Genomic DNA, 26,083 nt, shown 5'->3' with positions numbered 1-26,083 from the left:
ATCCCCCGCATAGACCGGCGGGAGGATTCGATGGACAGATGGTTTCGGGCGGCGCTCGATTACATTCCCGACTGGGTTGATTTCCAGGTTCGCGGTTCGGGTCGTACCGGCTGCGTGCTCGCCATCGCCCATCGCGGCAAGCTGGTGTTCCAGCATGCCGTCGGTCATGCCAATGACCTGAAGCAGACGCCGCTGACCCTGCAGCACCGGTTTCGCGTCGCTTCCCATTCCAAGACCTTCACGGCCGCCGGCATCATGAAGCTGCGCGAGCGGCGCAAGCTGCGCCTGGACGACCCCATCGGCCAGTATGTCGATGGCCTGCATCCGAAGCTGGCCGCGGCCACACTGCAGCAGTTGCTGTCCCATGGCGCCGGCGTGGTGCGCGATGGCGGCGATACCGGCCACTGGTCCGACACGCGGCCCTTCCGCAATGATGCGGAATTGCGCGCCGACCTGGCGCTGCCGCCGACCATCGAGCCCAACACGCGGTTCAAATATTCCAATCACGGCTACGGCCTGCTCGGCCTGGTGATCGAGAGCATCACCGGCGAGCCTTATGTCGACTGGATGCGCCACGAGATCGTGGCTGCGGCCGGTTTGCGCGAGACCGAGCCCGATTTTCATCGGCGCCGCTGTGCGCCGATGGCCAGCGGCCATAGCAGCAAGCTGCTGCTCGGTCGCCGCGTCATCATTCCCGGCGACAACGATACGCAGGCGCTGGCGCCGGCCACCGGCTTTGTCAGCACGGCGGCCGATCTGGTGCGCTTTTACAGCCAGCTGATGCCGTCGTCGAAAAGCCATCTGCTGTCGGTGGCCAGCCGGCGCGAGATGATCCGCCGGCTGTGGCGCGATCCCTACAGCAGCATGGAAACCCATTACGGCCTCGGCATCATCAGCGGCCAGATCGGCGACTGGAGCTGGTTCGGCCATTCCGGCGGCTTCCAGGGCTTCATCACCCGCACCGCCAACCTGCCGGATCAGGAGATCACGATTTCGGTGCTGAGCAATTCCAGCGACGGTCTGGCCGGACTATGGCTCGATGGCATCGTGCATATCCTGCGCGGTTTCGCCCGCCATGGCGCACCGACACGGCGCACTGCCGACTGGCGCGGGCGCTGGTGGGGCCACTGGGGCGCCACCGATCTGGTGCCGATGGCCAACAAGATCATGGTGGTCAATCCGGTCTTCATGAACCCCTTCATGGATGCCAGCGAACTGACCGTCGAGGGCCGGGACCGCGCGCGCACCACACAGGGCGGCGGCTATGCCAGCTATGGCGAGCCGGCGATGCTCAAGCGGAACGCGCGCGGCAAGGTGAGCGAGGTCTGGATCGCCGGCTGGCGCATGCAGACCGAGGCCAAAGCGGCGCAGGCGATGAGCGCGCTATACGAGCCGAAGGTCACAAAGACAAAGGCGCGCAAGCGCCGCTGAGGCGGCTACGGCTGGCCGTTGCGGCCGAACTGCAGGAAACCCGGCCGTTCGCTTAGCCGCTCGTAATAGGCGCTGACGGCCGGGAAGTCCGGTCGCGGCATGGGCGTCCCGAACCAGCGGTTCACCGACAGGCCGATGACGATATCGGCGGCATTGAAGGCGGCGCCCGTCACATAGGCCGCGGTGCGCTGCAGTTGCTGCTCCAGCACTGCGACCTTGGCGGTCCAGTCCGTGATCGAGCGTTCGATCTCGGCCTGGTTGGTGAAGGCGGCGGGATTGCGCACCAGCGCCATGTAGGCGTAGCGCCAGGCGCTGTTGAAATCGCCGAGCTGCCAGTCCATCCACATCTCCACCTTGGCGCGGCTGGCGCTGTCGGTCGGCAGCAGGTCGGGGCGGCCATGACGGCCGATCAGGTAGCGTACGATGGCATTCGATTCCCAGAGCACCACGTCGCCGTCGCGCAGCACCGGCACCAGGCCATGGGGATTGAGGGCGAGGAAGGCCGGGTCGCGCGTCGAGCGGCCATCGCCGCCCCAGCTCGCGTCATGGACATAGTCCCGACCATCCTTCAGGCCGAGTTCGGCGCAGGTCCACAGCACCTTGCGCACATTGATGGAACCGGCTTTGCCCAGGATGGTCAGCATGGCGCTCTCGGAACGGCTTGGAAAAAATCGCCGGGACTGTAGCCGAAAATACTTCGGCCGCGACCGAAACATTGCACCCCTGCAATCTGTCATAAGGGGGTGTCGTTATCGTGACAGGAGAGTCGTGTGTTTGCCGGTTTTGAACTATCCGCCCTGGTCTGGATCGCCTTTGTCTTCCTGCTTGCCGGCACGGTGAAGGGCGTGATCGGCCTTGGCCTGCCCAGCATCACCCTGGGCCTGCTCGCCGCCACCATGGACCTGCGCATGGCGATGATCGTGCTGCTGGTGCCCAATCTCGCCACCAATGCCTGGCAGGCGTTTGTCGGCGGGCATTTCCGTGTGCTGCTGCGCCGGCTCTGGGTTTTTCTGCTCGCTGCCACGGTGGCCATCTGGTTCGGCGTCGAAGCGCTCAGCATTATCGATCCGAAATGGCTGAACGCGTTGCTCGGCCTGCTGCTGATCGCCTATGCGCTGCTCGGGCTGCTGCGGCCGCCGGTGGCGCTCAGCGCCTGCCACGAATTCTGGGCCGGACCGCTGGTCGGCGCGGTCAACGGCGTGCTGACCGGGCTCACCGGCTCCTTCGTGGTGCCCGGCGTGCTCTACCTGCAGGCATTGGGATTGACGCGCGACCAGCTGGTGCAGGCGATGGGCCTGCTGTTCATGGCCTCGACGCTGGCGCTCGGCGCAGCCCTTGGCGGCCGCGCCATGCTGGACGGCGACCAGCTGCTGCTGTCGGCGCTGGCCGTGGTGCCGGCGGTGCTGGGGATGGTGACGGGGCAGGCGCTGCGCAGCCGCATGTCGGAAGCCGCCTTCCGCCGCGCCTTCTATATCGCCCTGCTGCTGCTGGGTCTTTATATCGTCGGGCGGTTCATCCTGTGACCCGCCCGACGATCGCGTGCAATCAGAGCGGCTTGTTCAGGTAATGCGCCACTTCCTGCGGGAAGAAGCCGACGCTTTTGACGGCTTCCTTCAGCTTGGCTTCCGACACGCCGAAGCGGTCGGTCCAGTATTCGATCTCGCTCTTGTCGGCAACATTGACGCGCTCATGCAGGCGCTTGCGCGTCTTGTCGCCGGCGCCGGCCTGGTCGCCGTTTTTCGCCAGCGAGGGCGTGCTGGCGGTCGGCTGGCTGATCGAGGCTGGATCGCTGGCCGGGAAACTGTCGCGCAGCGCCGCATCCAGTTCCACGTCCTCGTCGCGGTCCTCGCGCTTGGCTTCCTGCATCTGCTCTTTCGAGGGCTTGCTCGACTCAGTCTTCAGTTCCGAAGGATGACGGCTGCTGGCCATGACGGGCCTCCTTTGTGGGATCGCAGGACTAACGGTCCGCAGCCACGGCAGTTCCCGCTGGCGAATCGCGAAAAAGCAGGCGAAGCGCGGGCTTAGGCGGGGCTTATCCATGCTATGCTCCATGCCGGGACTCGCCAAACGCGGAGACGGCTCCATGGCAATCGCGGCAACGATCATGGTGGCGCTGGTGGCGCTGCTGCATGTGTATTTCCTGGTGCTGGAGATGGTGCTGTGGACCAAACCCACCGGCCTGCGCGTTTTCCGCAACACGCCGGAGAAAGCCGAGATCACCCGCGTGCTGGCGGCCAACCAGGGCCTCTATAACGGCTTCCTCGCCGCCGGCCTGATCTGGGGCCTGCTGCATCCCGATCCGATTGCGGCGCGCGAGCTGCTGACCTTCTTCCTCGCCTGCGTCATCGTCGCCGGACTCTACGGCGCCTGGACGGTCAGCCGCCGCATCCTCTATGTGCAGGCCCTGCCGGCGCTGGTGGCGCTGACCCTGGTCTGGCAGGTGATGTGATCTAGACGGCGGCCTGCCGGCTCTGCCAGCGGAAGCCGAGCACGGCGCTGAGCAGAAGCGCGGCGCCGCAGGCGGCGATCACCGGCCGCGCGCCGAACCAGGCGAACAGCCAGGCGCTGACCGCCGTGGCCAGCAGCGCGCCGGTCCAGGCGCCGACCAGCTTCAGCCGATAAAGCCGCGCCACCATGCGGCGGTTGGCCTCGGCCTGGATCTGGCTCAGGAAACTCAGGTCGGCCAGCGGCCCGCCGCAGGCGGTGAGCGCGGCGGCCAGCATCAGCCAGCGGATATCGGGCGCCGTCGCCATGGCGCAATAGCCGATGCCGGCCACGATATGCCCGGCCCGCGTCCACCAGGGCGCGCGGCGGATTTCCAGGTTGCCCGCCACCAGGCTGCAGGCGATGTTGCCGGCGCCATAGGCCGCCATCACCGCGGCATAGCCGCCCAGGTCGCCCATCGCCTCGCTCTGGATCATCAGCGCCACGCCGAGGATATAGCCGACCTGCCAGGCGCCGTTGCTGACCACATTGGCGATCAGCGCGAACCACACCGGCGGCCGTGCCCGCGCCGCCTGCAGGGCCTCCAGCACCTCGCGCAACGGCCGCGCGGCTTCCGCGGCGGTGGGCAGGGCCTCGGCCGGCTTCACGTCGGGCGGCACGCGCCGGTGCAGCAGAAACGTCGCGGCGGCCGAGGCGAAGAAGCCCAGCGCCGCCGCGGTGAGGATCGCCATCTGCGACAGCACGGTCTGCAGCAGGCCGATCAGCAGCGGCCCGACCACGCGCGACAGCCGAGCGGCGGCATCGATCAGCGCATTCATCGCGTTCAGCAGCGCGCCCTCGCGCGTCAGCCGCGGCAGCGCCGCATAGATCACCGGATAGGGCAGCGGCCGCAGCAGTGCCATCAGCAGCACGGTGGGCACGAAGAACCAGGTCGCATCGGGCGCCACCAGCAGCCACAGCGCCGGCAGCAGTACCAGCACCGCGCGCAGCGTGTCGATCACCGTCAGGCTGGAGAATTCCTCGAAGCGGTCGACCAGCAGGCCGCCGAACAGGCTGAGCAGCAGCGACAGCGCCGCCGTGCCCATGATGACCCAGGAGGCATGGGCGCCCACCGCGTCGACGGCGATCCAGGCAATCGAGGCATCATACACCTGCAGGCCCACCTGGCCGATGCTGGTGCCGAACCAGAGCAGGGCCATGTTGCGGTCGCGCAGGGGGCGGAACAGGCGCATGGAGGCGAAAGAAATGAAAGCGGGGCGAGAGAAAGAAAGAGAAAGAAGCGGAGCGAGAGAAAACCGGGCGAAACAGGCGTTGAATCGGTTGTACGCCTCGGGCCGCGCCGCTTCAACCCGCCGCTGACTTCATTCTGTCGGCGCGCGGCCCGCGGTCGCGCATGATCGTCGCCGCGCGGAACCAATCGGCGACAGCATGGTTGTTGGATACCCGAGCCGCAGACGGCTCCACTGTCGCCGGCAGCGACGCACCAGCAACCTGGAGACGCCCCCATGGCCAGACAAGCGACCAAGACCAAAACCGCCAGCACCAAGGCCCGCAGCGGCGCCGCGCGGAAAACGGCCAAGACTGCCAAGTCCGCCAAGTCAGCAGCGTCGCGCGCCAAGAGCGCGACGCGCAAGGCGAGCGCCCGCAAGACGACAGCCGCCCGCAAGACGACAGGCGCCCGCAAGGCCGCGCCGAAATCTGTCGCGCGCCAGTCTGGCGCCAGCAAGTCCGCCGTCACCACCGGCCGCGCCACAGGACGTGCCACCGTGGCGCAGAATGTCAGCAAGCCCTCGCAGTTGCCCTTCACCGCCTCGGCGGCGATGACCAAGGTGGTGAAGGAGATGGTGACCAGCCTGGCCGTGGAGGGCACGCCCGATGACGCCATTGCCCTGCTGAAGGCCGATCACCGCAAGGTGGAGGGCCTGTTCGAGCAATTCGAGCATACCCAGAACAAGGCCGAGAAGGCCGAGCTGGCGGCCAAGATCTGCCTGGAGCTGCGCGTGCATACCCAGGTGGAGGAGGAAATCCTCTATCCGCCGGCCCATAAGGAGATCGAGCACGATCTGGTGGATGAAGCGGTGGTGGAACATGCCGGCGCGAAAGACCTGATCGCGCAGATCGAGGCCGGCGATCCCGCCGATCACCTCTATGATGCGAAGATGAAAGTGCTGAAGGAATACATCAAGCATCATGTGAAGGAAGAGGAAGAGGAGATGTTCCCCAAGCTGAAAGGGCATGACCTCAACCTGCATGCCATGGCCGAACAGATGGCCGACCGCAAGGCACAACTGCTGAAGCAGTTCGCCCGGGCGAAGTAGACGTAACGCGGCCAAGTAACGGACACAGTCGCCGCCACGGCACGGCGGAAACGGCAAGGCCCCGCGCGCGCGATCGCGCGGGGCTTTCTTTCGTGGGGGGAGCCCGGTCCGGCGGGATCGGCCGGGGGCGATGATCCCGCAGGCGCGAATGCTGCGACGCGGGACGTCATCATAAAATCGTAAACGGGGCCATCATAAACCTGTGACAATTGCCAAGGCCGGGCTGGCTTGTGTTGACGGCGGCGCCGGACGGATTTTGAATAATGGGGCTGTAGGGTTTTTTCCGGTCGCGATCTGCAGGGGCCGTGCGATCTGCCCCTTTGCCGATGGGAGAGTGCGATGCATGCCCTGATCATCGAAGACCACGATCCGATGGCCAATGTCATCGCCGCCATCCTGACCTCGGCGGGGCATACAGTGGTACGCGCCAGCGATGGGCGCTCCGGCGTGGCGAAGTTCGAGGCCGAACGCTTCGATGTGGTGATCACCGACATCATCATGCCCGACCAGGAAGGCCTGGAAACCATCCGCCAGCTTGTGCAGCGGCAGCCCGATGTGCGGATCGTCGCCGTGTCGGGCAGCGGCAACAACGGCGGCATCGATTACCTGCGCATCGCCCGCGAATTCGGCGCGGCGGCCACGCTGCAGAAACCGTTCCAGCCGGAAGACCTGCTGCGCCTGGTGCAGATGCAGGAGCGCGGCGTGGTGGCTGCGGCGGATTGAGGCTGCACGAAACAGGGTTGCATTGCGACTAAAACACAAAGCCCCGCGAGAGCGATCACGCGGGCCTTTTTTTATATGGTAAACTTATAACTCTTTACGTCGGCGTTTACTGTAGAGCCCTTGTAGTAATTAACATAATCGAATGAGCCGCCCTTCTGCTGGTAAGCAGCATTGGTGGATTTTCCTTCTGCCCATTTTTCAAATTTGAGCCATTGCCCCAAGATCGCTTTAACGACTTCTTTCTCGGCTTTACCCTTGGTCGTTCCGAGATTCACACAGGCAGCAATAATTGCGTACTGACCGTAACGTAAGCCTTGGCCGTATTGGGTTGTGTGATAGCGGTCTTTCGGTTTTTTCGGCGGAGACTTTCTCTCTTTCTCGACAAGGCGAAGAGTTTCATAACCATAAGCATATTGGTCGACTTTTTTTGCGTCGAGAAGTGTGGCGAGTTCTGCCTTTTCGAAGAATTGTGCAATACTAGTCTTTGCTTGATTAATTCTATAGTCAGCGGCTAACCCGACTCTAACCAACTTTTCTCGATTAATGAGCATGAAGCGTTCTATGTAATTTGAGTTGAGCCCATCTGCAAATTCGCCGCGTTTGCGCTCATAATAGAGGCCGTATTTTTCGAAGAATAGATTCTGCAGTTTGATTTGAATCTCGTCATTTGAGCGACGATCGGACTCTTCGATTTTCGTTTGAGAATTACTGGCCTTCGAGACTTTCCCAATCAGCTCCAAGCGCAATCCGTCGGTCTTCTTATTTTGTGTACCGACAAATGTGATGACACGTAGAAGAACTTCTTTTCCCTTAAATGCACTGAAGTCTTTCGTCTTGGCGCATTCTTTATAAATTCGGCTCAAGGTATATGCAGTTTGCCCACCATTAACTAGTTGTGGATTTCTTAGAACGACTTGCGCTGTTCCTTGTTTGGCGGTGTCTGAACTAATAGATGTCTGGTCGGATATTATGGTGATGCCGTTGTTAAAAAGAGCGAACTCATTGCTGTCTTCGTTCAGCAGTGAGTGTCTGATCTCTTTATTGACGGAGTTTGATTTTAATTCGAGAAAGCTTCTTGGATTGAAGTGAAGGATGGAATTTTTATAAGTATCCATTATTCGTCCTATTTCGCGAGTGGGGACGAATAGAATCTTGACATTCGATTTTAGGGAATTTGCCTTAACATCGTAGTCAAGGTGAGTCTCCCCTCGAAGATTTGCGAGATTAATTTCTATTCGAAGGTTCGGGTCTGAAAAATATGTGCCGTGAATAACGGGAAATAGTAACTCTTGGTATATTCGCTCATGCGAGAATTGTTCTGGTGAGTACCCTTCAATCAATTTCTTTAATTGCGCTTGACTAAAGTTTTTGGAATTTCCCAACAAAACAACTTTTACTGTGTAACTGCCTGAATCGGGCAGTTGTTGGACAGCCTTCTGCAGGCTTTTTGTAATTCTTTCATTATATGAATTTCCTTTTTCATCCTTTTTAAGACCTTTCAGGATTCTTTTTACATCCATCTTTAATAAATCGTCTGCCGACATATTGTTGGCTGTGAAATTACCTGCAGTCGCTCTAAATTTTGATTGTAGTACGAATATGATCTTATTCGTTGGATCTATATAAAATGCGTCGATACCGCCATCAAATTTGCCATCGGTAATGAGCGATTCTCGATCGGGAAATTTTACGATTCCAAATCTGGCTTTTAGGAAGAGGTGGAGCAGCGCCCGTGAGCGGGCTTGTATAACTTTGTCCTGATCGCCTGGCGGAGGATGGTATTCTTTTGTTGTGGTTGGCGCTTCTTTGCAGAGTGCGTCCAGTACATTGCAAAGCGTCTTGTAGCGGCGCGCGTTGCCAAGTTTGTTGTCCATTGTTTCCTGCCTGTAACTTCCCCAACCTCAGAGCTTTATATTGGAGTTGCGATCGGCAAAGGAGAAAAAACAAATTCGCATACTTTGGTATGTTCGGTTTACAGAGTAGTTCCTAACCTCTCCAAATCCTTCATCACCCAATCCGCATCGCGCGCGAATGTCGCGTCGTCCATCTCCGGCAATCTGAACAGTGTGAAGATCACCTCGGCGCCGTTGCCATTGGCGATCACGCGCAGCGGCACATAGATCTCTGCGCCGGCCGGTGTCGTCACCGTATGGTCGAGGATGCCGAAGGGATTGCGCGGACTGAATACCACCGTCATCAGGCCGGCTTCCTGCTGCGCCACCCAGCGGCCATCGTCGAGCTGCCGCAGCGTGCCGAGCCCGCTGGCCCAGGCGGGCCAGTTCGCCGGATCGGCGAGGAAGGCATAGACCGCCGCCACCGGCCGGCCGATAGATATACTGAGATGGCGGCAGGGCAGGGTCGGTCCCGATAGCGGCGGGCCAGGCAGGGGGGTGGGCGGGGTCATAAACGGCTCCCTTGATTTTTACGAATGTTCATTATATGTTCTTTTTCGGGTGTCGTCAAACCCGGATGATGGTCCGTGTCCGGATTTCTGACCGGGCGACCCGGGGAAGCCGGACGAAGCAAAACGAAGCCCGGCGAATGCAAACGAACGCAAACGAAGCCGAACGAAGCGAAACGAAGTCGGGCGAAGGCAAACGAAGCAAAAGGAGCCCGAGGGAAGCCGGGCGAAGCGGAATAAGCCGGAATAAGACCGAATAAGCACCGGATAAGACCGAATAAGACGGAATAAGCATCGGATAAGCCGGAATAAGGATCGGATAAGGCGGAATAAGGCGAAACAGACATGCAGGGCGCATTGATTTTCAGCCGAACCGGGGTGTTCGCCGGGGCAACCTTTGCTTGCCCGGCGGAAGCCGGGCGCTATAGTCCGCCCCCATGATCGCCCCCGTTAACATATCCGGCCTGAACAGCCCTGGTCTGAACAGTCCCATTCTTAATAGTTTGGGCCTGCCCGGCGCGCCGTCGCAAACCCGCGTGGTGGTGGCCATGTCGGGCGGGGTGGATTCCTCCGTGGTCGCCGGCCTGCTCAAGCGCGAAGGCTACGATGTTATTGGCATCACGCTGCAGCTCTACGACCATGGCGCGGCGCTGGCCAAGAAAGGTGCCTGCTGCGCCGGCCAGGATATCCACGATGCGCGCCAGGTGGCCGAGCGACTGGGCATTCCGCATTACGTGCTGGATTACGAAAGCCGCTTCCGCCAGTCGGTGATGGACGAATTCGCCGACAGTTACGTGAATGGCGAAACGCCGATCCCCTGCATCCGCTGCAACCAGCGCGTCAAGTTCCGCGACCTGCTGGAGACCGCGCGCGACCTCGGCGCCGCGGCGCTGGCCACCGGGCATTATGTGAAGCGTGCTCTTGGTGCAGAAGGCCAGGCTGAACTGCACAGGGGCCGCGATCCGCGCCGCGACCAGAGCTATTTCCTCTACACGACGACGCAGGCGCAGCTCGACTATCTGCGTTTTCCACTGGGTGACCTGGAGAAGCCCGCCGTGCGCAAGCTGGCGGAAGAGTTCGGGCTGATCGTGGCCGACAAGCCGGACAGCCAGGATATCTGCTTCGTGCCCAATGGCGATTACGCCAGCGTCGTGGCGAAGCTGCGCCCCGAAGCAGCCGAGCCGGGCGAGATCGTCGATCCCGAGGGCCGCGTGCTCGGCCGTCACGAGGGCATCATCCATTTCACCGTCGGCCAGCGCAAAGGCATCGGCATCGCCGGCCCGGAGCCGCTCTATGTTCTGCGCATCGATGCGCCGAAGCGCCGCGTCGTCGTCGGGCCGAAAGCGGCGCTGGCGCGCAGCAGTGTCATGCTGCGCGAACTGAACTGGCTCGGCGGCGCCATTCCGGCCGAGGGGCTGGAGGTCAGCGTGAAGCTGCGCTCGGCGCAGCCGGCGGTGGCGGCGACGATCTTCGCGGCCGGCGAAGGGACAGCCCGGCTGGAGCTGGCCATGGCCGAATTCGGCGTCGCGCCCGGCCAGGCCGGGGTGGTCTATGCCGGCGACCGCCTGCTCGGCGGCGGCTGGATCGCACGCGCCGCGGCCGGCGAATTAGCCGCCTGAAATCAGGGGCTTGCGGCGCGCTTGACAGATCGGGGCCGGTTCCGTATTCCATGCGCCTCCGCGCCGGGTTTTACCGGTGCGGTCCGGATGTGGCTGGATAGCTCAGTTGGTAGAGCAAGGGACTCATAAGCCCTGGGTCGGCGGTTCAAATCCGCCTCCAGCCACCATCCCGCCTCTTATAATCCCCGCACCATGCCGCCATCGACCCGCAGTTTCACGCCGGTGATATAGCCGGCGCGCGCGCTGGCCAGGAAGGCCACCGCATCGGCGAATTCGTCGGGCCGGCCATAACGGCCCATCGGAATCGTCGCCTGCGAGGCCTTGGCGATCTCCTCGCGGCTCTTGCCCTGCTTGGCGGCGGCGGCGCCGTCGAGCTGGTCGACGCGGTCGGTATGGATGCGGCCGGGCAGCACCAGATTCACCGTCACCCCGCTGGCCGCCACTTCCGCCGCCAGCGTCTTCGACCAGCCCAGCACCGCCATACGCAGGCTGTTGGAAAGCGCCAGATTCGGGATCGGCTGCTCGATGCCCGAGGAAGCAATCGTGATGATGCGGCCGAAGCCGCGCGCCTGCATCGGCAGCAGCAGCCGGTTGCTCAGGTGAAACAGATGCCCGGCCATGGCGGTGAACTGCTGCTGCCACAGCTCCAGCGCCATGCCGGCGGCCCCACCCGGCGGCGGCCCGCCGGAATTGTTGACCAGGATATCGACGCCGTCGGGCAGCATCGCGTCCGCCAGCGCATCGACCGAGGCGCGGTCGGCGAGGTCCAGCGGTTTCGCCGAGAGCCGTGCGGCGACCTCGGGCGACTCTTGCGCGATCCAGGCCTGGGTATCGGCCACCGTGCGCGCGGCGGCGATGACACTGGCGCCTTCGCGGGCCAGCACGCGGGCGACGGCGGCGCCCAGGCCGCGGCTGGCACCCAGCACCAGGGCGCGTTTGCCGGTGAGTCCCAGATCCATCAGCCGATCTCCTGCAGGCGCTTGGCTTGCCGCGCGATCATGGTCTCGATCTCCGCGATGTCCGCAGGCGAGAGCTTCGGGCCGGGCTTGCGCAGGGCGGCAGAGGCAATCACGCCGCGCTTCTGCAAAACGTATTTCCTGATGGCAAGACCAGGGCCGGGCTGCTGCTCGTAGCGGGCCAGCGGCAGATAGGCGTCGAAGATGTCGCGCGCGCGGCCCGGATCGTTCTGCTGGTAGGCGCGCACCACGCCCACCATCATTTCCGGATAGGCGAAGCCGGTCATGGCGCCATCGGCGCCGCGCTCCATCTCCTCGGGCAGGAACAGCCCGCCATTGCCGACCAGGATGCTGACGCGCCGCAGGTCTTTCATGGCGCGCAGGGCGCTCAGCTTGGCCAGGCCCGGCCAGTCCTCGTGCTTCAGCATCACGCAGGACGGCAGCGCCTTGATGATGCGGGCGATCACGGACGCAGCCATATGCACATTGGTCGACTGCGGGAAATCCTGCACCACGAAGGGCACGGCGCTGCCGATGGCCTCGACCGCATTCTCGTAATAGGTGACGATCTGGTCGTCGGTCTTCAGCGTGCCCGGCGGGGCGATCATCACGCCGGCGGCGCCATCGTCCATCACGGCCTTGGTGAGTTCGGCCATCGAGGCAAAGCCGGGGCTGGACGCGCCCACCACCACCGGTACCTTGCCATTGAGCCGTTTCAGGACTCTTTGGACGAAGCTGCGCGATTCCGTCAGCGTCAGTTTCGGCGCTTCGCCCATCATGCCCAGCAGGGTGAAGCCGGTGACGCCCTGCTCCATGTAGAAATCGACCATGCGGTCGGTGCTGTCCAGGTCCAGTGCGCCGCTGTCGGTGAACGGCGTGACCGAGATGATGTAGACGCCCTTGGCGGTTTCGTCGAGTTTGGCCATGAAGTCCTCGTTAGGCGAGCGGTTATGTTTGGAGCAGTTTGCCCGGGTTAAGAATATTGCGGCTGTCGAACAGCGCCTTGATGTCATGCATCATCTGCAGCGCGACGGCGGGCTTGTAGCGCGGCAACTCGTCGCGGCGCAGCTGGCCGACGCCATGCTCGGCGCTGATGCTGCCGCGATAGCGCTCGACCAGATCATGCACCACGGCATTGAGCGGTCCGGTGAGGGCGTAGAAGTCGTCGTCGTTCATATGCGGTGCGCGCTGCAGGTTGTAATGCAGGTTGCCGTCGCCCAGATGGCCGAAGACCAGAAAATTAAGACCGGGGAAGGCGGCTTCTACGGCGGTTTCACACTCATCCATGAAGGCGGCAAGCCTTCCGATGGGCAGCGCGATATCATGCTTGATGGTCTTGCCGGCCCGCACCTGCGCTTCCGAGATGCCTTCGCGCAGGCGCCACAGGGTTTTGGCCTGTTCCTGGCTTTGGGCGATTACCGCATCCGTGGCCTCGCCGGCTTCGATCGCCTCGGCCAGGACGCTTTCCAGCAGGCCGCTAAGATCGGCGGATGCATCGGCATCGCTCAACTCGGCCAGCACCACGGCCGGCGGCACGGCTGCAAAGGGCGACACCGTGCCGGTTACATGCCGCAGCACCAACTCCAGGCAGTTGCGCGTCATGAATTCAAAGGCTGTCAGGCGGTCGCCGGCGCGTGCGCCCAGCCGCACGAAGAGCTTGAGTGCGGCATCGCGATCAGGCAGGGCGACCATGGCGGTGGCGCGCGTCGCGGGGGCGGCATAGAGCTTCAGCACAGCCGCCGTGATAACCCCCAGCGTGCCTTCCGAACCGATGAACAGGTCGCGCAGGTCATAGCCGGTGTTGTCCTTGCGCAACCCGCGCAGTCCGTCCCAGATGCGGCCATCGGCCAGCACCACTTCCAGCCCCAGCGCCAGTTCGCGGGTGTTGCCGTAGCGCAGCACGGCGATGCCGCCGGCATTGGTGGCAAGGTTGCCGCCGATGGTGCAACTGCCTTCGGCGCCCAGGCTCAACGGGAAGAACCGTCCGGCTTCGCGCGCCGCGGCCTGGATATTGGCAAGGATGCAGCCGGCATCCACCGTGATGGTGTTGCCGACCGGATCGATCTCACGGATTCTGTTGAGCCGGCCCAGACTGAGGATCACCTGCCGGCCGCTGTCGTCCGGCGTGGCGCCGCCGGCCATGCCAGTGTTGCCGCCCTGCGGGATAACGGAAACGCGCGCCTCGTTGCAGCAGCGCAGCACGGCTGCGACTTCCGCGGTATCGGCCGGCCGCACCACCGCCAGGGCGCGGCCGCGATATTTCTTCAGCCAATCGACAACATAAGCCGCCTGATCGGCATCTGCGGTCAGCACATGGGCCGGACCGACGATACCTTTCAGTTGAGCCAGAAATGCCGCGTCGCTCATGTCTTGCGAGCCTGCCATTCGGCCACGGTCATGCGCGGAATCTCGAAGCGGTCACGGGTGCGGGTGTACCAGCCGGCGCCGTGCATGCGGCCGACCAGATCGAGAGCATCGGGATCGACATGCAGCTTGTCGTCGATGGCGCCATCGGCGATATGCAGATGCACGATCTCGCCCGTCACCAGGCTGCGGTTATAGGGGAGCGCCTGCGTGGCAAAGAGCCGGCATTCGAAGCTGACCGGTGACTCTGCGATGCCCGGCACGGCGATCTGTTTGGAGTCGCGCTGCGTGAAGCCGGCAGCCTCGAATTCGCTGACGCCTTCGGGAAAATCGATGGCACTGGCCACCATGGCTTCCGCGATGGCATGGCTGACCAGGTTCACCACGAATTCGCCGCGTTCAATGATGTTGCGCGCCGTATCCTTGTGCGGCTTGCCGTCGTCGCGCTTGCTGCCCTCGATACCGATCACCAGCAGCGGCGGTGCATTGCTGAAGACATTAAAGAAACTGAACGGTGCGGCATTGGTGCCGCCGTCGGCATTCAGCGTGGATACCAGCGCGATCGGGCGCGGCATCACCGTACTGACCAGCAGCTTGTAGATGCGGTCGGGCGAGAGATCGGCGGCGGCGATGTCCATGCCGGCTTACCAGCCCAGACGCACGCGGCCGAGCGCCATGGTGGTGGCGGCCTGAGTGGGCTCGATCACCGGAATGCCGAGCGCATCCTGCAGCGGGTCGCGGAACACCGCCATGCCGGCGCAGCCCATCACGATGGTATTGGCCTGGCGTTCATCGCGCAGGCGCTTGCCGGTATCGATCATGCGTTTCAGCGTGCGTTCGCGATCCGAAAGTTCGGCCACGGTCAGGCCGATGGCCATCTCGCCGGCCAGACGATCGGTGATGCCCATGGCGCCCCAAAGCCGCAGATGGCGCGAGATCGAACCATCGAGAATGGCGATGACGCCGAATTTATGGCCCATGGTCATGGCGGTGAGCGCGCCGCTTTCGGCGATGCCCAGCACTGGCTTGCTGACCGTTTCGCGCACCACATGCATGCCGGGATCGCTGAAACAGGCGATGACGAAGGCGCTGGCTTCGGCTTCCAGCGACTTGGCCAGGCGCGCCAGCGGCAGCGCCACGGACTCCACATCATGCTGGGTCTGGATGCCGGCGGGGCCTTCCTTCAGCGTCAGGCTGCGGATGGCCGGACCGCCGCTGATGCGGAGTGGTTCCAGCGCGGCATCGATGCCGGCGGTGACCGCTTCGTTCGAGTTGGGATTGATCACAATGATGGTGGGCGTCATCGCAGGTCCTCGCAGAAGTCATCGTCAGTCTATGCCAGCCCGGGGCTCCTGTGGGTGGCATGGTCCTTGCGTATTTGTCGCGCGCCCTTAACGCAATGTTATGGGCAGGGCTGATTTTAGGGCATCATGCGATGGCCATAAGAAAATCAGGTCACGGGAGGTCGGTATGTCGTTGAATCTTCGTCAGATCGAGGTGTTTCGCGCGGTGATGAGCACCGGATCGATCAGTGGGGCCTCCAAAGTACTGCATGTGTCGCAGCCCGCTGTCAGCCGTCTGCTGTCCTATACCGAGACCCGGGTCGGTTTTCCGCTGTTCGAACGCATCAAGGGACGGCTCTATGCAACCCCTGAGGCGAAACGCCTGTTCCGCGAGGTTGATCATGTCTACCTCGGCGTGCAGCGGGTGAACGAAGTCGCGCATTCGCTGGCCGAGCGGCGCCAGGGCGTGCTGCATGTCGTCTCCAGCCCAAGTATCGGCCATGTGCTGATTCCACAGGCAATCGCCACGCTCTGCGCGCAATACACCGATGCGAAAGTGACCTTCAATTTCCTCAATTACGCGCCGCTGCAGGATCGCCTGCTGAACCACCAGGCTGATATCGGCGTGATCAGCACGCCGATCGAGCATCCCAATCTGGAGACCAAGCCGCTGGGCCAGAGCCCGGTCTGCTGCGTCTGCCCGGAAGATCATCCGCTGACGCAGAAGGCCATGCTGACTCTGGCCGACCTGCAGGATTATCCGCTGGTCGCCTATGACCGCGAGACGCCGTATGGCCGCATGGTGGCGCAGATGTATCATCGCGCCGGTTTGCCGCTGAAAACCACCATCGAGGTCGGGTCGCCGCAAAGCGCCTGCGCGCTGGTGCAGGCGGGGGCGGGCATCGCGCTGATCGACGAATTCTCGCTGCACAACTGGCCAAACGGCCATCTGGTGATGCGCCCGGTGGTCGACGCGCCGGTGATGATGGCGAACCTGGCCTTCCTGCGCTTCGAGCCGATGTCGCAGCTTGCGCAATCCTTTGTCAAAATCCTGCGCAAGCTGATGGCCGTGAACGGATTTTCGCTGCAGGACGAACTGCCGGAACGAGCCGTCCGGCACTGACGCGGGGTGCGCTTCTGGGCCCATAACATCGTGTTAAGGGCGGATGACAAACCGGCATGAGACATTCTGGTGCTGCATTGCGAGAATTTCGCTTCCGGAGCGCTGAATCGTCTATCCAGCTTTTGAGTGGGGCGCATGAGTGATTTCGATCTGGTGGTGCGCAATGGCCGCGTCGCCACCGCGAGCGATGTATTCGAAGCTGATATTGGCGTGCGCGACGGCGTGATTGCCGCCGTGGGAAAAGGGCTCGGGCCCGGCAAGCGCGAGATCGACGCCGCCGGTCGCTGGGTGTTGCCCGGTGGCATCGACAGTCACTGCCATGTGGAGCAGCTGTCGGGCATGGGCGTCATGTGCGCCGACGATTTCTATTCCGCCACGGTCTCGGCCGCCTTTGGCGGCACCACCACCATCATTCCCTTCGCCGCCCAGCACCGCGAGATGAAAATCCCCGAGGTGGTGGCCGATTACGGCCGGCTGGCGCGCGAGAAGGCGGTGATCGATTACGGCTTCCATCTGATCCTGGCCAATCCCGACGATACGGCGCTGCAGACCGACCTGCCGCAGGCGATCCGCGACGGCATCACCTCGCTCAAGGTCTATATGACCTATGACAAGCTGCGGCTGGACGATCACCAGCTGCTGGATGTGCTGTCGGTGGCGGCGCGCGAGCAGGCACTGGTGATGGTGCATGCCGAGAATCACGACATGATCCGCTGGCTGGCCCATCGCCTGCTGGAGCAGGGCCACACGGCGCCGAAATTCCATGCCGTCGCCCATGACCCGATTGCCGAGAGCGAGGCGACCAACCGCGCCATCGCGCTGTCGCGCCTGTTGGGCGTACCGCTGCTGATCGTGCATGTCTCCGCCCAGGAGGCGATCAATACCATCCGGCGCGCCAAGACGCGCGGCGCGGCCGTCTATGCCGAAACCTGCCCGCAATATCTGTTCCTGACCGCCGAGGACCTGGATCGTCAGGGCCTGGATGGCGCCATGTTCTGCTGCTCGCCGCCGCCGCGCGACAAGGAATCGCAGGAAGCGGTCTGGGCCGGCATGAAGGACGGGACGCTGCTGACCTATTCTTCGGATCACGCGCCCTATCGTTTTGACAAGAGCGGCAAGCTACCCAAGGGCGATGCCACCACCTTCAAGGAAATGGCCAATGGTGTGCCCGGCATCGAGCTGCGCCTGCCGCTGCTGTTCTCGGAAGGCGTCATGGCCGGCCGCATCACCATTCAGGAATTCGTGGCGCTGACTGCCACCAACCATGCCGCCATGTATGGCCTCACGGGCCGCAAGGGCGTGATCGCTGTCGGCGCCGATGCGGATATCGGCATCTGGAACCCGGAACGCGAAATCACCGTGACGGCATCAATGCTGCACGACAATGTCGGCTACACGCCCTATGAGGGCCGTCAGTTGAAGGGCTGGCCCGAGATCGTGATCAGCCGCGGCCGCGTGGTGGTCGAGAACAACACACTGAATGCCGAGCGCGGCTCCGGCCAGTTCCTGAAGCGCAAGCCCTCCGACATGTTGGCCAACCCGACCGGCATCTCGGCGGCTGTCGCGCGCCAGATGCTGCGCAGCCTGGTGGGCATGCCATGAGCGGCCTGAAACGCCCTTACGGCATTGCCGTCGCCCAGCTCGGGCCGATCAATCTGGCCGACAGTCGGGCGGCCGTGGTCAAGCGCCTGATCGCGCTGCTGCGCGAAGCCCATGGCCGCGGCGCGAAATTCGTGGTCTTCCCCGAACTGGCGCTCACGACGTTCTTCCCGCGCTACTGGATGAGCGAAGACGAAGCGGTCGAGCGTTTCTTCGAACGCAGCATGCCTGGCCCGGAAACCAAACCGCTGTTCGATCTGGCCGCTGAATTCAAGATCGGTTTCTACCTCGGCTATGCCGAGATCACGCCGGACGGCCGCCGCTTCAACACCGCGATCCTGACCGACGAGAACGCCAAGATCGTCGGGCGCTACCGCAAGATCCATCTGCCCGGGCATTCGCATCATATCGAGACCGCGCCGTTCCAGCATCTGGAGAAGAAGTTCTTCGAGGTCGGCAACGAGGGCTTCAAGGTCTGGGAAACGCTGGGCGCCCGCATCGGCATGTGCATCTGCAACGACCGCCGCTGGGCCGAGACTTATCGCGTGATGGGCCTGCAGAGCGCCGAGATCGTGGCGCTGGGTTACAACACCCCGAGCTGGAACATCCACTGGTCCGAGCCGCCGCATCTGCGCATGTTCCATCACCTGCTCTCCTTGCAGGGCAATGCCTACCAGAACGGCATCTGGGTGGCGGCAGCGGCCAAATGCGGCAAGGAAGACGGTTTCCACATGATCGGCGGTTCGGCCATCGTGTCGCCCACCGGCGAGATCACGGCGCTCGCGCAGAGCGAGGAAGACGAGCTGATCTTCACCAATGCGGATCTCAGCATCGGCGAGACCTTCCGCGAGCATGTGTTCAACTTCGCCAAACACCGCCGGCCCGAGCATTACAGCCTGATCATCGAGCGCACCGGCGCCGGCGCGCCGCTCGGCACGGCACCGGACTGAAACTTGCAAGGACCAGTTCACGCTTTCCATCCATCATCCAACAAGGGGGTTGTCATGACGTATCGCATATTGAACCGGGGGCTCGTCGCCGCCGTTGCCGTGGCCTTTGCCACCCTGAGCCTCCCGGCTCTGGCCCAGACGCTGAAGACCGGCATCGATGCCACCTTCGCCCCGCATGCCATGGCCAAGCTGGGCGGCGGCCTGCAGGGCTTCAACATCGATCTCGGCGAAGAGCTGGCCAAGAAGCTGGGCAAGAAGATCGATATCGAGGGTACGGAATTCTCCGCTCTGATCCCCGGCCTGAATGCCAAGAAGTATGACTTCGTGATCGCGCCGGTGACGGTGACGCCCGAGCGTTCTAAGAACATGCTATTCAGCGACGGCTACCTCAACACCGATTATGGCTTCGTGCAGAAGAAGAGCACGCCCGACATCAAGACGGTGGAAGACCTCAAGGGCAAGACCATCACCGTCAACAAGGGTTCGGCCTACGAAAACTGGGCGCGCGACAATGCCGAGAAGCTTGGCTTCAAGTATGACGTCTTCGGTACCAATGCCGATGCCGTGCAGGCGGTGCTGGCCGGTCGCGCCGATGCCAACATGTCGGGCAACACCTCCAGCGCCTGGTCGGCCAAGCAGAATCCCGACCTAAAGGCCACGCTGGTGATCTCCACCGGCCTGGTCTGGGCGATGGCCTTCCGCCTGGATGACAAGGCGCTGCGCAACGAGCTCTCCATGGCCATCAAGTGCATGAAGCAGGATGGCAGCCTGGCCAAGATCGTCGAGAAGTGGCTGGGCGAGAAGCCGAAGCCGGGTTCGGCTGCCGCCACCATCACGGCCGGCTTCGGTGTGCCGGGCATGGAAGGCTACGATCCGACGGAAACCCCGCTGAAGTGCTCGTAAGCATTTGCTGGCAAGGTAAATGAGTCCGTCACCGATCCTGGAGCTCGTAGGCCTGCACAAGGCTTACGGCTCCCTCGATGTCCTGCGTGGGATCGATCTGCGGATCTGGCCCGGTGAGATGGTTTGCGTCATCGGGCCGTCCGGTTCGGGCAAGAGCAGCATGCTGCGCTGCTGCAACCGGCTGGAAGAGTCGACGGGCGGGCAGGTGGTGGTCGATGGCATCGACATCACCCGCGCCGATGTCGATATCAACCAGGTGCGCCAGCATATCGGCATGGTGTTCCAGAGCTTCAATCTCTATCCGCATCTGACAGCGCTGGGCAATGTCGCGCTGGCGCTGCGCAAGGTACAGGGCAAGTCGAAGGCCGAGGCCGAGACGCTGGCCATGGCAGCCCTGGAGCGTGTCGGCCTGGCCGACAAGGCCAGGGTGCATCCGGCGCAGCTTTCGGGCGGCCAGCAGCAGCGCGTCGGCATTGCACGCGCCATCGTTCTGCAGCCCAAGCTGATCCTGTTCGACGAGCCGACCAGCGCGCTCGACCCGGAAACCGTGGGCGAGGTTCTGAAAGTGATGCGCCAGCTGCGCGAAGCCGGCATGACCATGTTGGTGGTCACTCACGAAATGGGTTTTGCCCGCGCGGCGGCCGATCGCGTCATCTTCATGGATGGCGGCGTGATCGTGGAGCAGGGGGCGCCGGCCGAGGTTTTCGGCGCGCCGCAGCACGAGCGTACCAAGGCTTTCCTGTCGCGCTATAACGGCGCCGCCGAATGAGCCTTCGGCCATGACCGATCTCGAACGGTTCATCCATACCTTCTTCAATCTGGAGGTGGCGGCGAAATACTGGCCCGACCTGCTGAAAGGTCTGGGTGTCACCGCCGGTGTCGGCGTGCTGGTTGCCATCAGCGGCCTGGCCTTCGGCGTGGTACTGGCGGTGCTGCGCGCTCTGCAGATCCGGCCGCTGTCGCTGCTGATCATCGCCTTTGCCGATATCATGCGGGCCCTGCCGCCGCTGGTGCTGATGATCATCTTCTTCTTTGCCTTTCCGCTGATCGGCATGCCGATGAACGCCTTTGCCACGGTCTGGCTGGCGCTGTCGCTGGTGCTGGCCGCCTATGCCGAGGAAAGCGTCTGGGGCGGCATCCTGGCGTTGCCGCGCGGCCAGTCGGAAGCGGCGCGCTCCACCGGTCTCACCTGGTGGCACACCATGACGGCGGTGATCCTGCCGCAGGCCTTCCGCATCGCCGTGCCGCCGCTGACCAACCGCGTGATCGCGATCAGCAAGAATGTGGCGCTCGGCTCGGTGGTGGCGCTGAACGAGGTACTGAACGAGGCGCAGTCGGCCAGCAGCAATTCGGGCAATCCCACGCCGCTGACCATGGCGGCGGCGGCCTATCTGCTGCTGTTCATTCCGATCCTCTATGCGGCGCGGCGGCTGGAAACCCGCTGGCAGTGGAAAGTCTGAGGCACGCACCATGGACGCACTGCTGCGCAACTTCTTCAATATCGACGTCTTCATCCAGGTCTTTCCCTATCTGCTGCAGGGCCTGTTCACCACGCTGTGGCTGTCGGCGCTGGTGATTCCGCTCGGCCTGATCGGCGGTCTGGCGGTGGCGCTGATCGGCACCCAGAGCGAAAGCCGGCTGGTGCGGTTCCTGGTGGCCGCCTATGTCGATGTGTTCCGCGCGCTGCCGCCGCTGGTGCTGCTGATCTTCATCTATTTCGGCACGCCCTTCCTCGGCCTCGACATCCCCAAGCTGCTGGCGGTGGCGCTCGGCTTCCTGCTCAACAATTCGAGCTATTACGGCGAGGTCTTCCGCGCCGGCCTGCTCAGCGTGCCGCAGGGCCAGATGGAAGCGGCGCGCTCCACCGGCCTGAGCCGGATGCAGGCGCTGGCCTATGTGATCGTGCCGCAGGCGACCCGCAACGTGCTGCCCGATCTGGTCGGCAACAGCATCGAGGTGGTGAAGCTGACCACCATCGCCAGCGTGGTGGCGCTGCCCGAATTGCTGCGGGTGGCGCGCGATGCCCAGGCCCTGCTGTTCAATCCGTCGCCGGTGGTGCTGGCGGCGCTGATCTACCTGGCGATCCTGTGGCCGCTGGTGCGCTGGCTCAGCCGGCTGGAGCACAAGAATATGGTGGCGCGCTGAAGCCTGCGGCTCTTGCCGGTGCGCCGGTTCCCGGCTAAGCAGGCAGCCAACGTCTTGCCTACCATTCCGGGAGAAACCGCATGACCAAGCTTCGGATCACGGCCGGTGATTTCGTCTTCGGCGCCAAGTTCGAGGAAGAAGCCGCGCCCAAGACCTGCGCGAAATTCCGCAGCCTGCTGCCCTATAACGAGAAGATCATCCATGTCCGCTGGAGCGGCGAGGGCTGCTGGATCCCGCTGGGCGATCTCGACCTCGGCCTCGGCTACGAAAACCACACCAGCTATCCGGCGCCGGGCCAGATCATCCTGTATCCGGGCGGGATCAGCGAGACCGAGATTCTGCTGGCCTATGGCGGCGTGCATTTCGCCTCCAAGATGGGCCAGCTGGCTGGCAACCATTTCATCACCATCACCGAGGGGCTGGAGAACCTGATGCCGCTCGGCAAGTCGGTGCTGTGGAAGGGCGCCCAGTCGATCCGCTTCGAACTGGCCTGAACCAGCCGGCACGGATTTCACAGGCAGGGCCGCGGAATACCGCGGCCCTTTCGCTTTCTGCCTTGGTTTATCGCCACTTGGCAGGTTGCCGTTTTCCAACCTGCCGAAACGGTATGCATCTTGCTTAGTATTGGGGCGGGCGCGCCGTGGAAGGCGCGCGGTGGGATGGATTTGTGGCTGGCATACGCATTCTTCTGATCGACGAGGACCCGGAACGCGCGGTGGTTCTGGCCGAGGCCCTGCAGGGCCAGGGCTATGATCTCGTGGCGCAGCTGGCTCCGCGCGACCTGAGCGCAAAACGGGTGCAGGAGATTGCGCCCGACGTGATCATCGTCGACATGGAATCGCCCAGCCGCGACACCATCGAAAGCATGCGTCAGATCAACGCCGACCAGCCGCGGCCGATCGTGATGTTCGTCGACCAGTCGGACGAGACCATGATCAATCAGGCTATGCAGGCCGGGGTTTCGGCCTACATCATCGACGGCCTGAACGTGAACCGGGTGAAGCCCATCCTTGATGTGGCGATTGCCCGCTTCCGTGAATTCCAGGCGCTGCGCGACGAGCTGAAAAAAACCAAGGCGACGCTCAACGAGCGCAAGACCATCGAACGGGCCAAGGGCATGCTGATGAAGGAGCGCGGCCTGAGCGAAGAGGACGCCTATGCGGCCCTGCGCAAGCTGGCCATGGACCGCCAGCAAAGGCTGGCCGACGTGGCCGAAACCCTGCTGGCTTTCGCCGATCTCCTGAAAAGCAAATAGGGCAGTCCGGCTGCCCTTTTGCGCAGCACTGCAGGGCAGTCGCCCGATTTATGTGCAGTGCAGCAATCGCAGCCCGACTCGGCCATTCGCTCTATGTCGCTGAAAAGCTGACAAAATCCGCGCAGACCGGGACTGGCATGCTTCATGCTTTGTTAAACGTGACTTCCGGCTGCAATGGCGCAGTCGGTCCATAGTTCCGACCTCCCAGCCAAGGCCTCCCCAGGCAAACGCTGATCGGTCGCGAAACGGACAATGGCGTCCGGCAATGCGGTCCCGCAAGGGGCCTCGATTGTCGGGCGCTTTTTTTATGGCCGCGGACAGGGCGCGGGACACAAAAGGAGGGGTTCTACATGGTTGCGAAGTCCAAAGGTTTTAATCGTCGTCAGCTGTTCAAGGGCGCCACGGGTGCTGCGGCATTGATGGCAGCGGCCCGTATTCAGTTCCCCGGCGGCGCGTTTGCGCAGGCCGCCGGTCCGGAAGTGAAGGGCACCAAGCTCGGCTATATCGCGCTGACGGACTCGTCGCCGCTGATCATCGCCAAGGAGAAGGGCATCTTCGCCAAGTATGGCCTGCCCGACATGGTGATCGACAAGCAGGCTTCCTGGGGCGCGACGCGCGACAATATCGAGCTGGGCGAGGCCGGCGGCGGCATCACCGGCGCGCATATCCTGACGCCGATGCCCTATCTGATGGCCGCGGGCAAGATCACCAAGTCCAAGATTCCGATGGCGATGCTGGCGCGCCTGAACACCAACGGCCAGGCGATCTCGGTGTCGAAGGCCTATGCCGACCTCAAGGTGACCTCCGACGCCAAGGCGCTCGGCGTCGCCTTCCGCAAGGCCAAAGCCGAAGGCAAGGACATCAAGTGTGCGATGACCTTCCCGGGCGGCACCCATGACATGTGGATCCGTTACTGGCTTGCCGCCAACGGCATCGATCCGGAGAAGGATGTCTCGACCATCACCGTGCCACCTCCGCAGATGGTGGCGAATATGAAGGTCAATACCATGGAAGCCTTCTGCGTCGGCGAGCCCTGGCCGTCGCAGCTGGTCAATCAGGATATCGGCTATACCGCGCTCACCACCGGCGAACTGTGGAAGGACCATCCGGAGAAGTCGCTCAGTCTGCGCGCCGACTGGGTGGAGAAGAACCCGAAGGCGGCCAAGGCCATCCTGATGGCGACACTGGAAGCCCAGCAGTGGTGCGACAAGACCGAGAACAAGGCCGAGCTGTGCAAGATCGTCGGTGGTCGCGACTGGTTCAAGGTGCCGGTGGAAGACATCCTCGATCGCCAGACCGGCAAGATCGATTACGGCAACGGCCGCAAGGTCACCGTGGGTCCGGAAAGCCCGCTGGTGATGAAGTTCTGGCGCGACTTCGCGTCCTATCCGTTCCAGAGCCATGAGCTTTGGTTCATCACCGAGAATATCCGCTGGGGCTACCTGCCCGGCGATACGGATGCCAAGGCGCTGATCGGCCAGGTCAACCGCGAAGACCTGTGGCGCGATGCGGCCAAGACACTGGGTGTGGCCGCGGCCGACATTCCGGCCTCGACCTCGCGCGGCAAGGAAACCTTCTTCGACGGCAAGGTCTTCGATCCGGCCGATCCGGCTGGGTATCTGAAGAGCCTCGCCATCACCCGCGTCTGAACTCCAGGGTGATCTGATGTCTGCTCACGACAAGGAGCTGTCCATGGCCATCAAGACCGATGTGCTGAGCAAGGCGGAACTGGGGGGCGGCGAGAGTATTCTCGCCGCCCTGTATCCGCGTGTGCTGAGCGGCCTGCATTTCATCGCCACACGCGTTCTGCCGCCGCTGCTGTTCCTTGCGCTGCTTGGCGTCATCTGGGAAGTCGCCTGTTCCGGCCCGAAGGCCACGCTGCCGCCGCCGTCCAAAGTGGTGGCCGATACCTGGGAGCTGATCATTGATCCCTTCTTCGACAAGGGCGGCCTCAACAAGGGCATGTTCTGGCATCTGGCTTCCAGCCTGAAGCGCGTCGCCATCGGCTTCTCGCTGGCGGCGGTCGCCGGTATTGCGCTGGGCGTGCTGATCGGCCAGTCGACGCTGGCTTTCCGCGGCCTCGATCCGATCTTCCAGGTTCTGCGTACCGTGCCGCCGCTGGCTTGGTTGCCGCTGTCGCTGGCGGCCTTCCGCCATGCGGATCCTTCGGCCATCTTCGTCATCACCATCACGGCGATCTGGCCGATCATCCTCAATACCGCGGTCGGCATCCGCAATATTCCGCAGGATTACCGCAATGTGTCGCGGGTGCTGCGGCTCAACGGTCTTGAATTCTTCTACAAGATCATGCTGCCGGCCACCGTGCCGTTCATGTTCACCGGCCTGAAGATCGGCATCGGCCTGAGCTGGCTCGCCATCGTGGCCGCGGAAATGCTGATCGGCGGCGTCGGGATCGGCTTCTTCATCTGGGATGCCTGGAACAGCTCGCTGATCAGCGAGATCATCCTCGCGCTCATCTATGTCGGTCTGGTCGGCTTCATGCTCGACCGCCTGATCGGCTTCATCGGCAGCCGCATCGGCGGCTACACCTCGGCGCAGTAGGAGCTG

The 26,083-nt window shown here is 63.0% G+C and carries 27 protein-coding genes and 1 tRNA gene; 18 read left to right on the top strand and 10 right to left on the bottom strand.

Annotated features, from left to right (window positions below; all coding sequences use genetic code 11):
• Window positions 1-30: 30 nt before the first annotated feature.
• The gene (locus tag AC1ROT_RS02295; RefSeq protein ID WP_492997083.1) at window positions 31-1,431 is read left to right on the top strand and encodes a serine hydrolase domain-containing protein; all 1,401 of its coding nucleotides are present in this window, start codon (window positions 31-33) and stop codon (window positions 1,429-1,431) included.
• 5 nt (window positions 1,432-1,436) lie between these two features.
• Here AC1ROT_RS02295 and AC1ROT_RS02290 read toward each other — a convergent pair whose 3' ends face one another.
• Window positions 1,437-2,075, bottom strand: coding sequence for a glutathione S-transferase family protein (locus tag AC1ROT_RS02290; protein ID WP_492997082.1), 639 nt, complete (start codon window positions 2,073-2,075; stop codon window positions 1,437-1,439).
• A 126-nt stretch (window positions 2,076-2,201) separates the two neighbouring features.
• On the opposite strand from AC1ROT_RS02290, the gene AC1ROT_RS02285 reads away from it, so the two are divergent.
• Window positions 2,202-2,954, top strand: coding sequence for a sulfite exporter TauE/SafE family protein (locus AC1ROT_RS02285; RefSeq protein WP_492997081.1), 753 nt, complete (start codon window positions 2,202-2,204; stop codon window positions 2,952-2,954).
• A gap of 22 nt (window positions 2,955-2,976) precedes the next feature.
• On the opposite strand, the gene AC1ROT_RS02280 is transcribed toward AC1ROT_RS02285, so the two are convergent.
• Entirely contained in the window at window positions 2,977-3,360 is a 384-nt protein-coding gene (locus tag AC1ROT_RS02280) for a DUF3606 domain-containing protein (RefSeq protein WP_492970348.1), read from the bottom strand.
• Between the two features lie 154 nt (window positions 3,361-3,514).
• Between AC1ROT_RS02280 and AC1ROT_RS02275 the strand changes: the two genes are divergently transcribed.
• Window positions 3,515-3,880 carry a DUF1304 domain-containing protein gene (locus AC1ROT_RS02275; RefSeq protein ID WP_492970349.1) on the top strand — a complete coding sequence of 122 codons (366 nt, stop codon included), beginning with the start codon at window positions 3,515-3,517 and terminating at the stop codon, window positions 3,878-3,880.
• Window position 3,881: 1 nt separating this feature from the next.
• On the opposite strand, the gene AC1ROT_RS02270 is transcribed toward AC1ROT_RS02275, so the two are convergent.
• A complete protein-coding gene (locus tag AC1ROT_RS02270) occupies window positions 3,882-5,108 on the bottom strand; it encodes an MFS transporter (protein WP_492997080.1) in 1,227 nt (408 codons plus the stop codon).
• 273 nt (window positions 5,109-5,381) lie between these two features.
• Between AC1ROT_RS02270 and AC1ROT_RS02265 the strand changes: the two genes are divergently transcribed.
• Window positions 5,382-6,194 (top strand): hemerythrin domain-containing protein, encoded by an 813-nt coding sequence (locus tag AC1ROT_RS02265; RefSeq protein ID WP_492997079.1) that lies wholly within the window; start codon window positions 5,382-5,384, stop codon window positions 6,192-6,194.
• A 339-nt stretch (window positions 6,195-6,533) separates the two neighbouring features.
• On the top strand, window positions 6,534-6,917 hold the full coding sequence (locus AC1ROT_RS02260; RefSeq protein WP_492970353.1) for a response regulator: 384 nt from the start codon (window positions 6,534-6,536) through the stop codon (window positions 6,915-6,917).
• Between the two features lie 71 nt (window positions 6,918-6,988).
• On the opposite strand, the gene AC1ROT_RS02255 is transcribed toward AC1ROT_RS02260, so the two are convergent.
• Window positions 6,989-8,791, bottom strand: coding sequence for an AIPR family protein (locus AC1ROT_RS02255; RefSeq protein WP_492997078.1), 1,803 nt, complete (start codon window positions 8,789-8,791; stop codon window positions 6,989-6,991).
• A gap of 98 nt (window positions 8,792-8,889) precedes the next feature.
• Window positions 8,890-9,321, bottom strand: coding sequence for a hypothetical protein (locus AC1ROT_RS02250; protein WP_492997077.1), 432 nt, complete (start codon window positions 9,319-9,321; stop codon window positions 8,890-8,892).
• A 434-nt stretch (window positions 9,322-9,755) separates the two neighbouring features.
• Here AC1ROT_RS02250 and mnmA point away from each other — a divergent pair, with 434 nt between their 5' ends.
• Window positions 9,756-10,937: a tRNA 2-thiouridine(34) synthase MnmA gene (gene mnmA, locus AC1ROT_RS02245; protein ID WP_492997076.1), complete on the top strand. Its 1,182-nt coding sequence runs from the start codon at window positions 9,756-9,758 to the stop codon at window positions 10,935-10,937.
• A 91-nt stretch (window positions 10,938-11,028) separates the two neighbouring features.
• Window positions 11,029-11,104, top strand: a tRNA-Met gene (locus AC1ROT_RS02240).
• Between the two features lie 9 nt (window positions 11,105-11,113).
• Here the strand turns inward: AC1ROT_RS02240 and AC1ROT_RS02235 are convergent.
• Genes AC1ROT_RS02235 through AC1ROT_RS02215 form a run of 5 tightly spaced genes read right to left on the bottom strand, consistent with a single transcriptional unit; the run spans window position 11,114 to window position 15,561 of the window.
• Window positions 11,114-11,896 (bottom strand): SDR family oxidoreductase, encoded by a 783-nt coding sequence (locus tag AC1ROT_RS02235; RefSeq protein WP_492997075.1) that lies wholly within the window; start codon window positions 11,894-11,896, stop codon window positions 11,114-11,116.
• Window positions 11,896-12,819: a dihydrodipicolinate synthase family protein gene (locus tag AC1ROT_RS02230; protein WP_492997074.1), complete on the bottom strand. Its 924-nt coding sequence runs from the start codon at window positions 12,817-12,819 to the stop codon at window positions 11,896-11,898. Before AC1ROT_RS02230 ends, AC1ROT_RS02235 begins: the two co-directional genes overlap by 1 nt.
• 22 nt (window positions 12,820-12,841) lie before the next feature.
• Window positions 12,842-14,260 (bottom strand): FAD-binding oxidoreductase, encoded by a 1,419-nt coding sequence (locus tag AC1ROT_RS02225; protein WP_492997073.1) that lies wholly within the window; start codon window positions 14,258-14,260, stop codon window positions 12,842-12,844.
• Window positions 14,257-14,895, bottom strand: coding sequence for a flavin reductase family protein (locus AC1ROT_RS02220; protein WP_492997072.1), 639 nt, complete (start codon window positions 14,893-14,895; stop codon window positions 14,257-14,259). Before AC1ROT_RS02220 ends, AC1ROT_RS02225 begins: the two co-directional genes overlap by 4 nt.
• A gap of 6 nt (window positions 14,896-14,901) precedes the next feature.
• The gene (locus AC1ROT_RS02215; protein ID WP_492997071.1) at window positions 14,902-15,561 is read right to left on the bottom strand and encodes an aspartate/glutamate racemase family protein; all 660 of its coding nucleotides are present in this window, start codon (window positions 15,559-15,561) and stop codon (window positions 14,902-14,904) included.
• 166 nt (window positions 15,562-15,727) lie between these two features.
• Between AC1ROT_RS02215 and AC1ROT_RS02210 the strand changes: the two genes are divergently transcribed.
• The 11 genes from AC1ROT_RS02210 to ntrB all read left to right on the top strand — a co-directional run bounded on the left by AC1ROT_RS02210 (window position 15,728) and on the right by ntrB (window position 26,077).
• Window positions 15,728-16,663, top strand: coding sequence for a LysR substrate-binding domain-containing protein (locus AC1ROT_RS02210; RefSeq protein WP_492970363.1), 936 nt, complete (start codon window positions 15,728-15,730; stop codon window positions 16,661-16,663).
• 135 nt (window positions 16,664-16,798) lie between these two features.
• Window positions 16,799-18,265, top strand: coding sequence for a dihydropyrimidinase (hydA, locus tag AC1ROT_RS02205; RefSeq protein WP_492970364.1), 1,467 nt, complete (start codon window positions 16,799-16,801; stop codon window positions 18,263-18,265).
• Complete coding sequence (locus AC1ROT_RS02200) at window positions 18,262-19,212, top strand: N-carbamoyl-D-amino-acid hydrolase (protein ID WP_492997070.1); 951 nt, start codon at window positions 18,262-18,264, stop codon at window positions 19,210-19,212. Before hydA ends, AC1ROT_RS02200 begins: the two co-directional genes overlap by 4 nt.
• Before the next feature lie 54 nt (window positions 19,213-19,266).
• Window positions 19,267-20,115 (top strand): transporter substrate-binding domain-containing protein, encoded by an 849-nt coding sequence (locus AC1ROT_RS02195; protein WP_492970366.1) that lies wholly within the window; start codon window positions 19,267-19,269, stop codon window positions 20,113-20,115.
• 19 nt (window positions 20,116-20,134) lie between these two features.
• Complete coding sequence (locus AC1ROT_RS02190) at window positions 20,135-20,884, top strand: amino acid ABC transporter ATP-binding protein (protein WP_492997069.1); 750 nt, start codon at window positions 20,135-20,137, stop codon at window positions 20,882-20,884.
• 10 nt (window positions 20,885-20,894) lie between these two features.
• Window positions 20,895-21,575, top strand: a complete 681-nt coding sequence (locus AC1ROT_RS02185; RefSeq protein WP_492997068.1) for an amino acid ABC transporter permease — start codon at window positions 20,895-20,897, stop codon at window positions 21,573-21,575.
• Window positions 21,576-21,585: 10 nt separating this feature from the next.
• Complete coding sequence (locus AC1ROT_RS02180) at window positions 21,586-22,260, top strand: amino acid ABC transporter permease (RefSeq protein WP_492970369.1); 675 nt, start codon at window positions 21,586-21,588, stop codon at window positions 22,258-22,260.
• An 80-nt stretch (window positions 22,261-22,340) separates the two neighbouring features.
• Window positions 22,341-22,754, top strand: coding sequence for a DUF3830 family protein (locus AC1ROT_RS02175; RefSeq protein WP_492970370.1), 414 nt, complete (start codon window positions 22,341-22,343; stop codon window positions 22,752-22,754).
• Between the two features lie 173 nt (window positions 22,755-22,927).
• The gene (locus AC1ROT_RS02170; protein ID WP_492997067.1) at window positions 22,928-23,515 is read left to right on the top strand and encodes an ANTAR domain-containing response regulator; all 588 of its coding nucleotides are present in this window, start codon (window positions 22,928-22,930) and stop codon (window positions 23,513-23,515) included.
• A gap of 350 nt (window positions 23,516-23,865) precedes the next feature.
• Entirely contained in the window at window positions 23,866-25,164 is a 1,299-nt protein-coding gene (locus AC1ROT_RS02165) for a CmpA/NrtA family ABC transporter substrate-binding protein (protein WP_492970373.1), read from the top strand.
• Window positions 25,165-25,180: 16 nt separating this feature from the next.
• Window positions 25,181-26,077 (top strand): nitrate ABC transporter permease, encoded by an 897-nt coding sequence (ntrB, locus tag AC1ROT_RS02160; RefSeq protein WP_492970374.1) that lies wholly within the window; start codon window positions 25,181-25,183, stop codon window positions 26,075-26,077.
• Window positions 26,078-26,083 lie beyond the last annotated feature (6 nt).

It is taken from the genome of Ferrovibrio sp. GW821-FHT12E11 (assembly GCF_058806975.1).
This window is presented reverse-complemented; position numbering and strand designations above follow the sequence as displayed.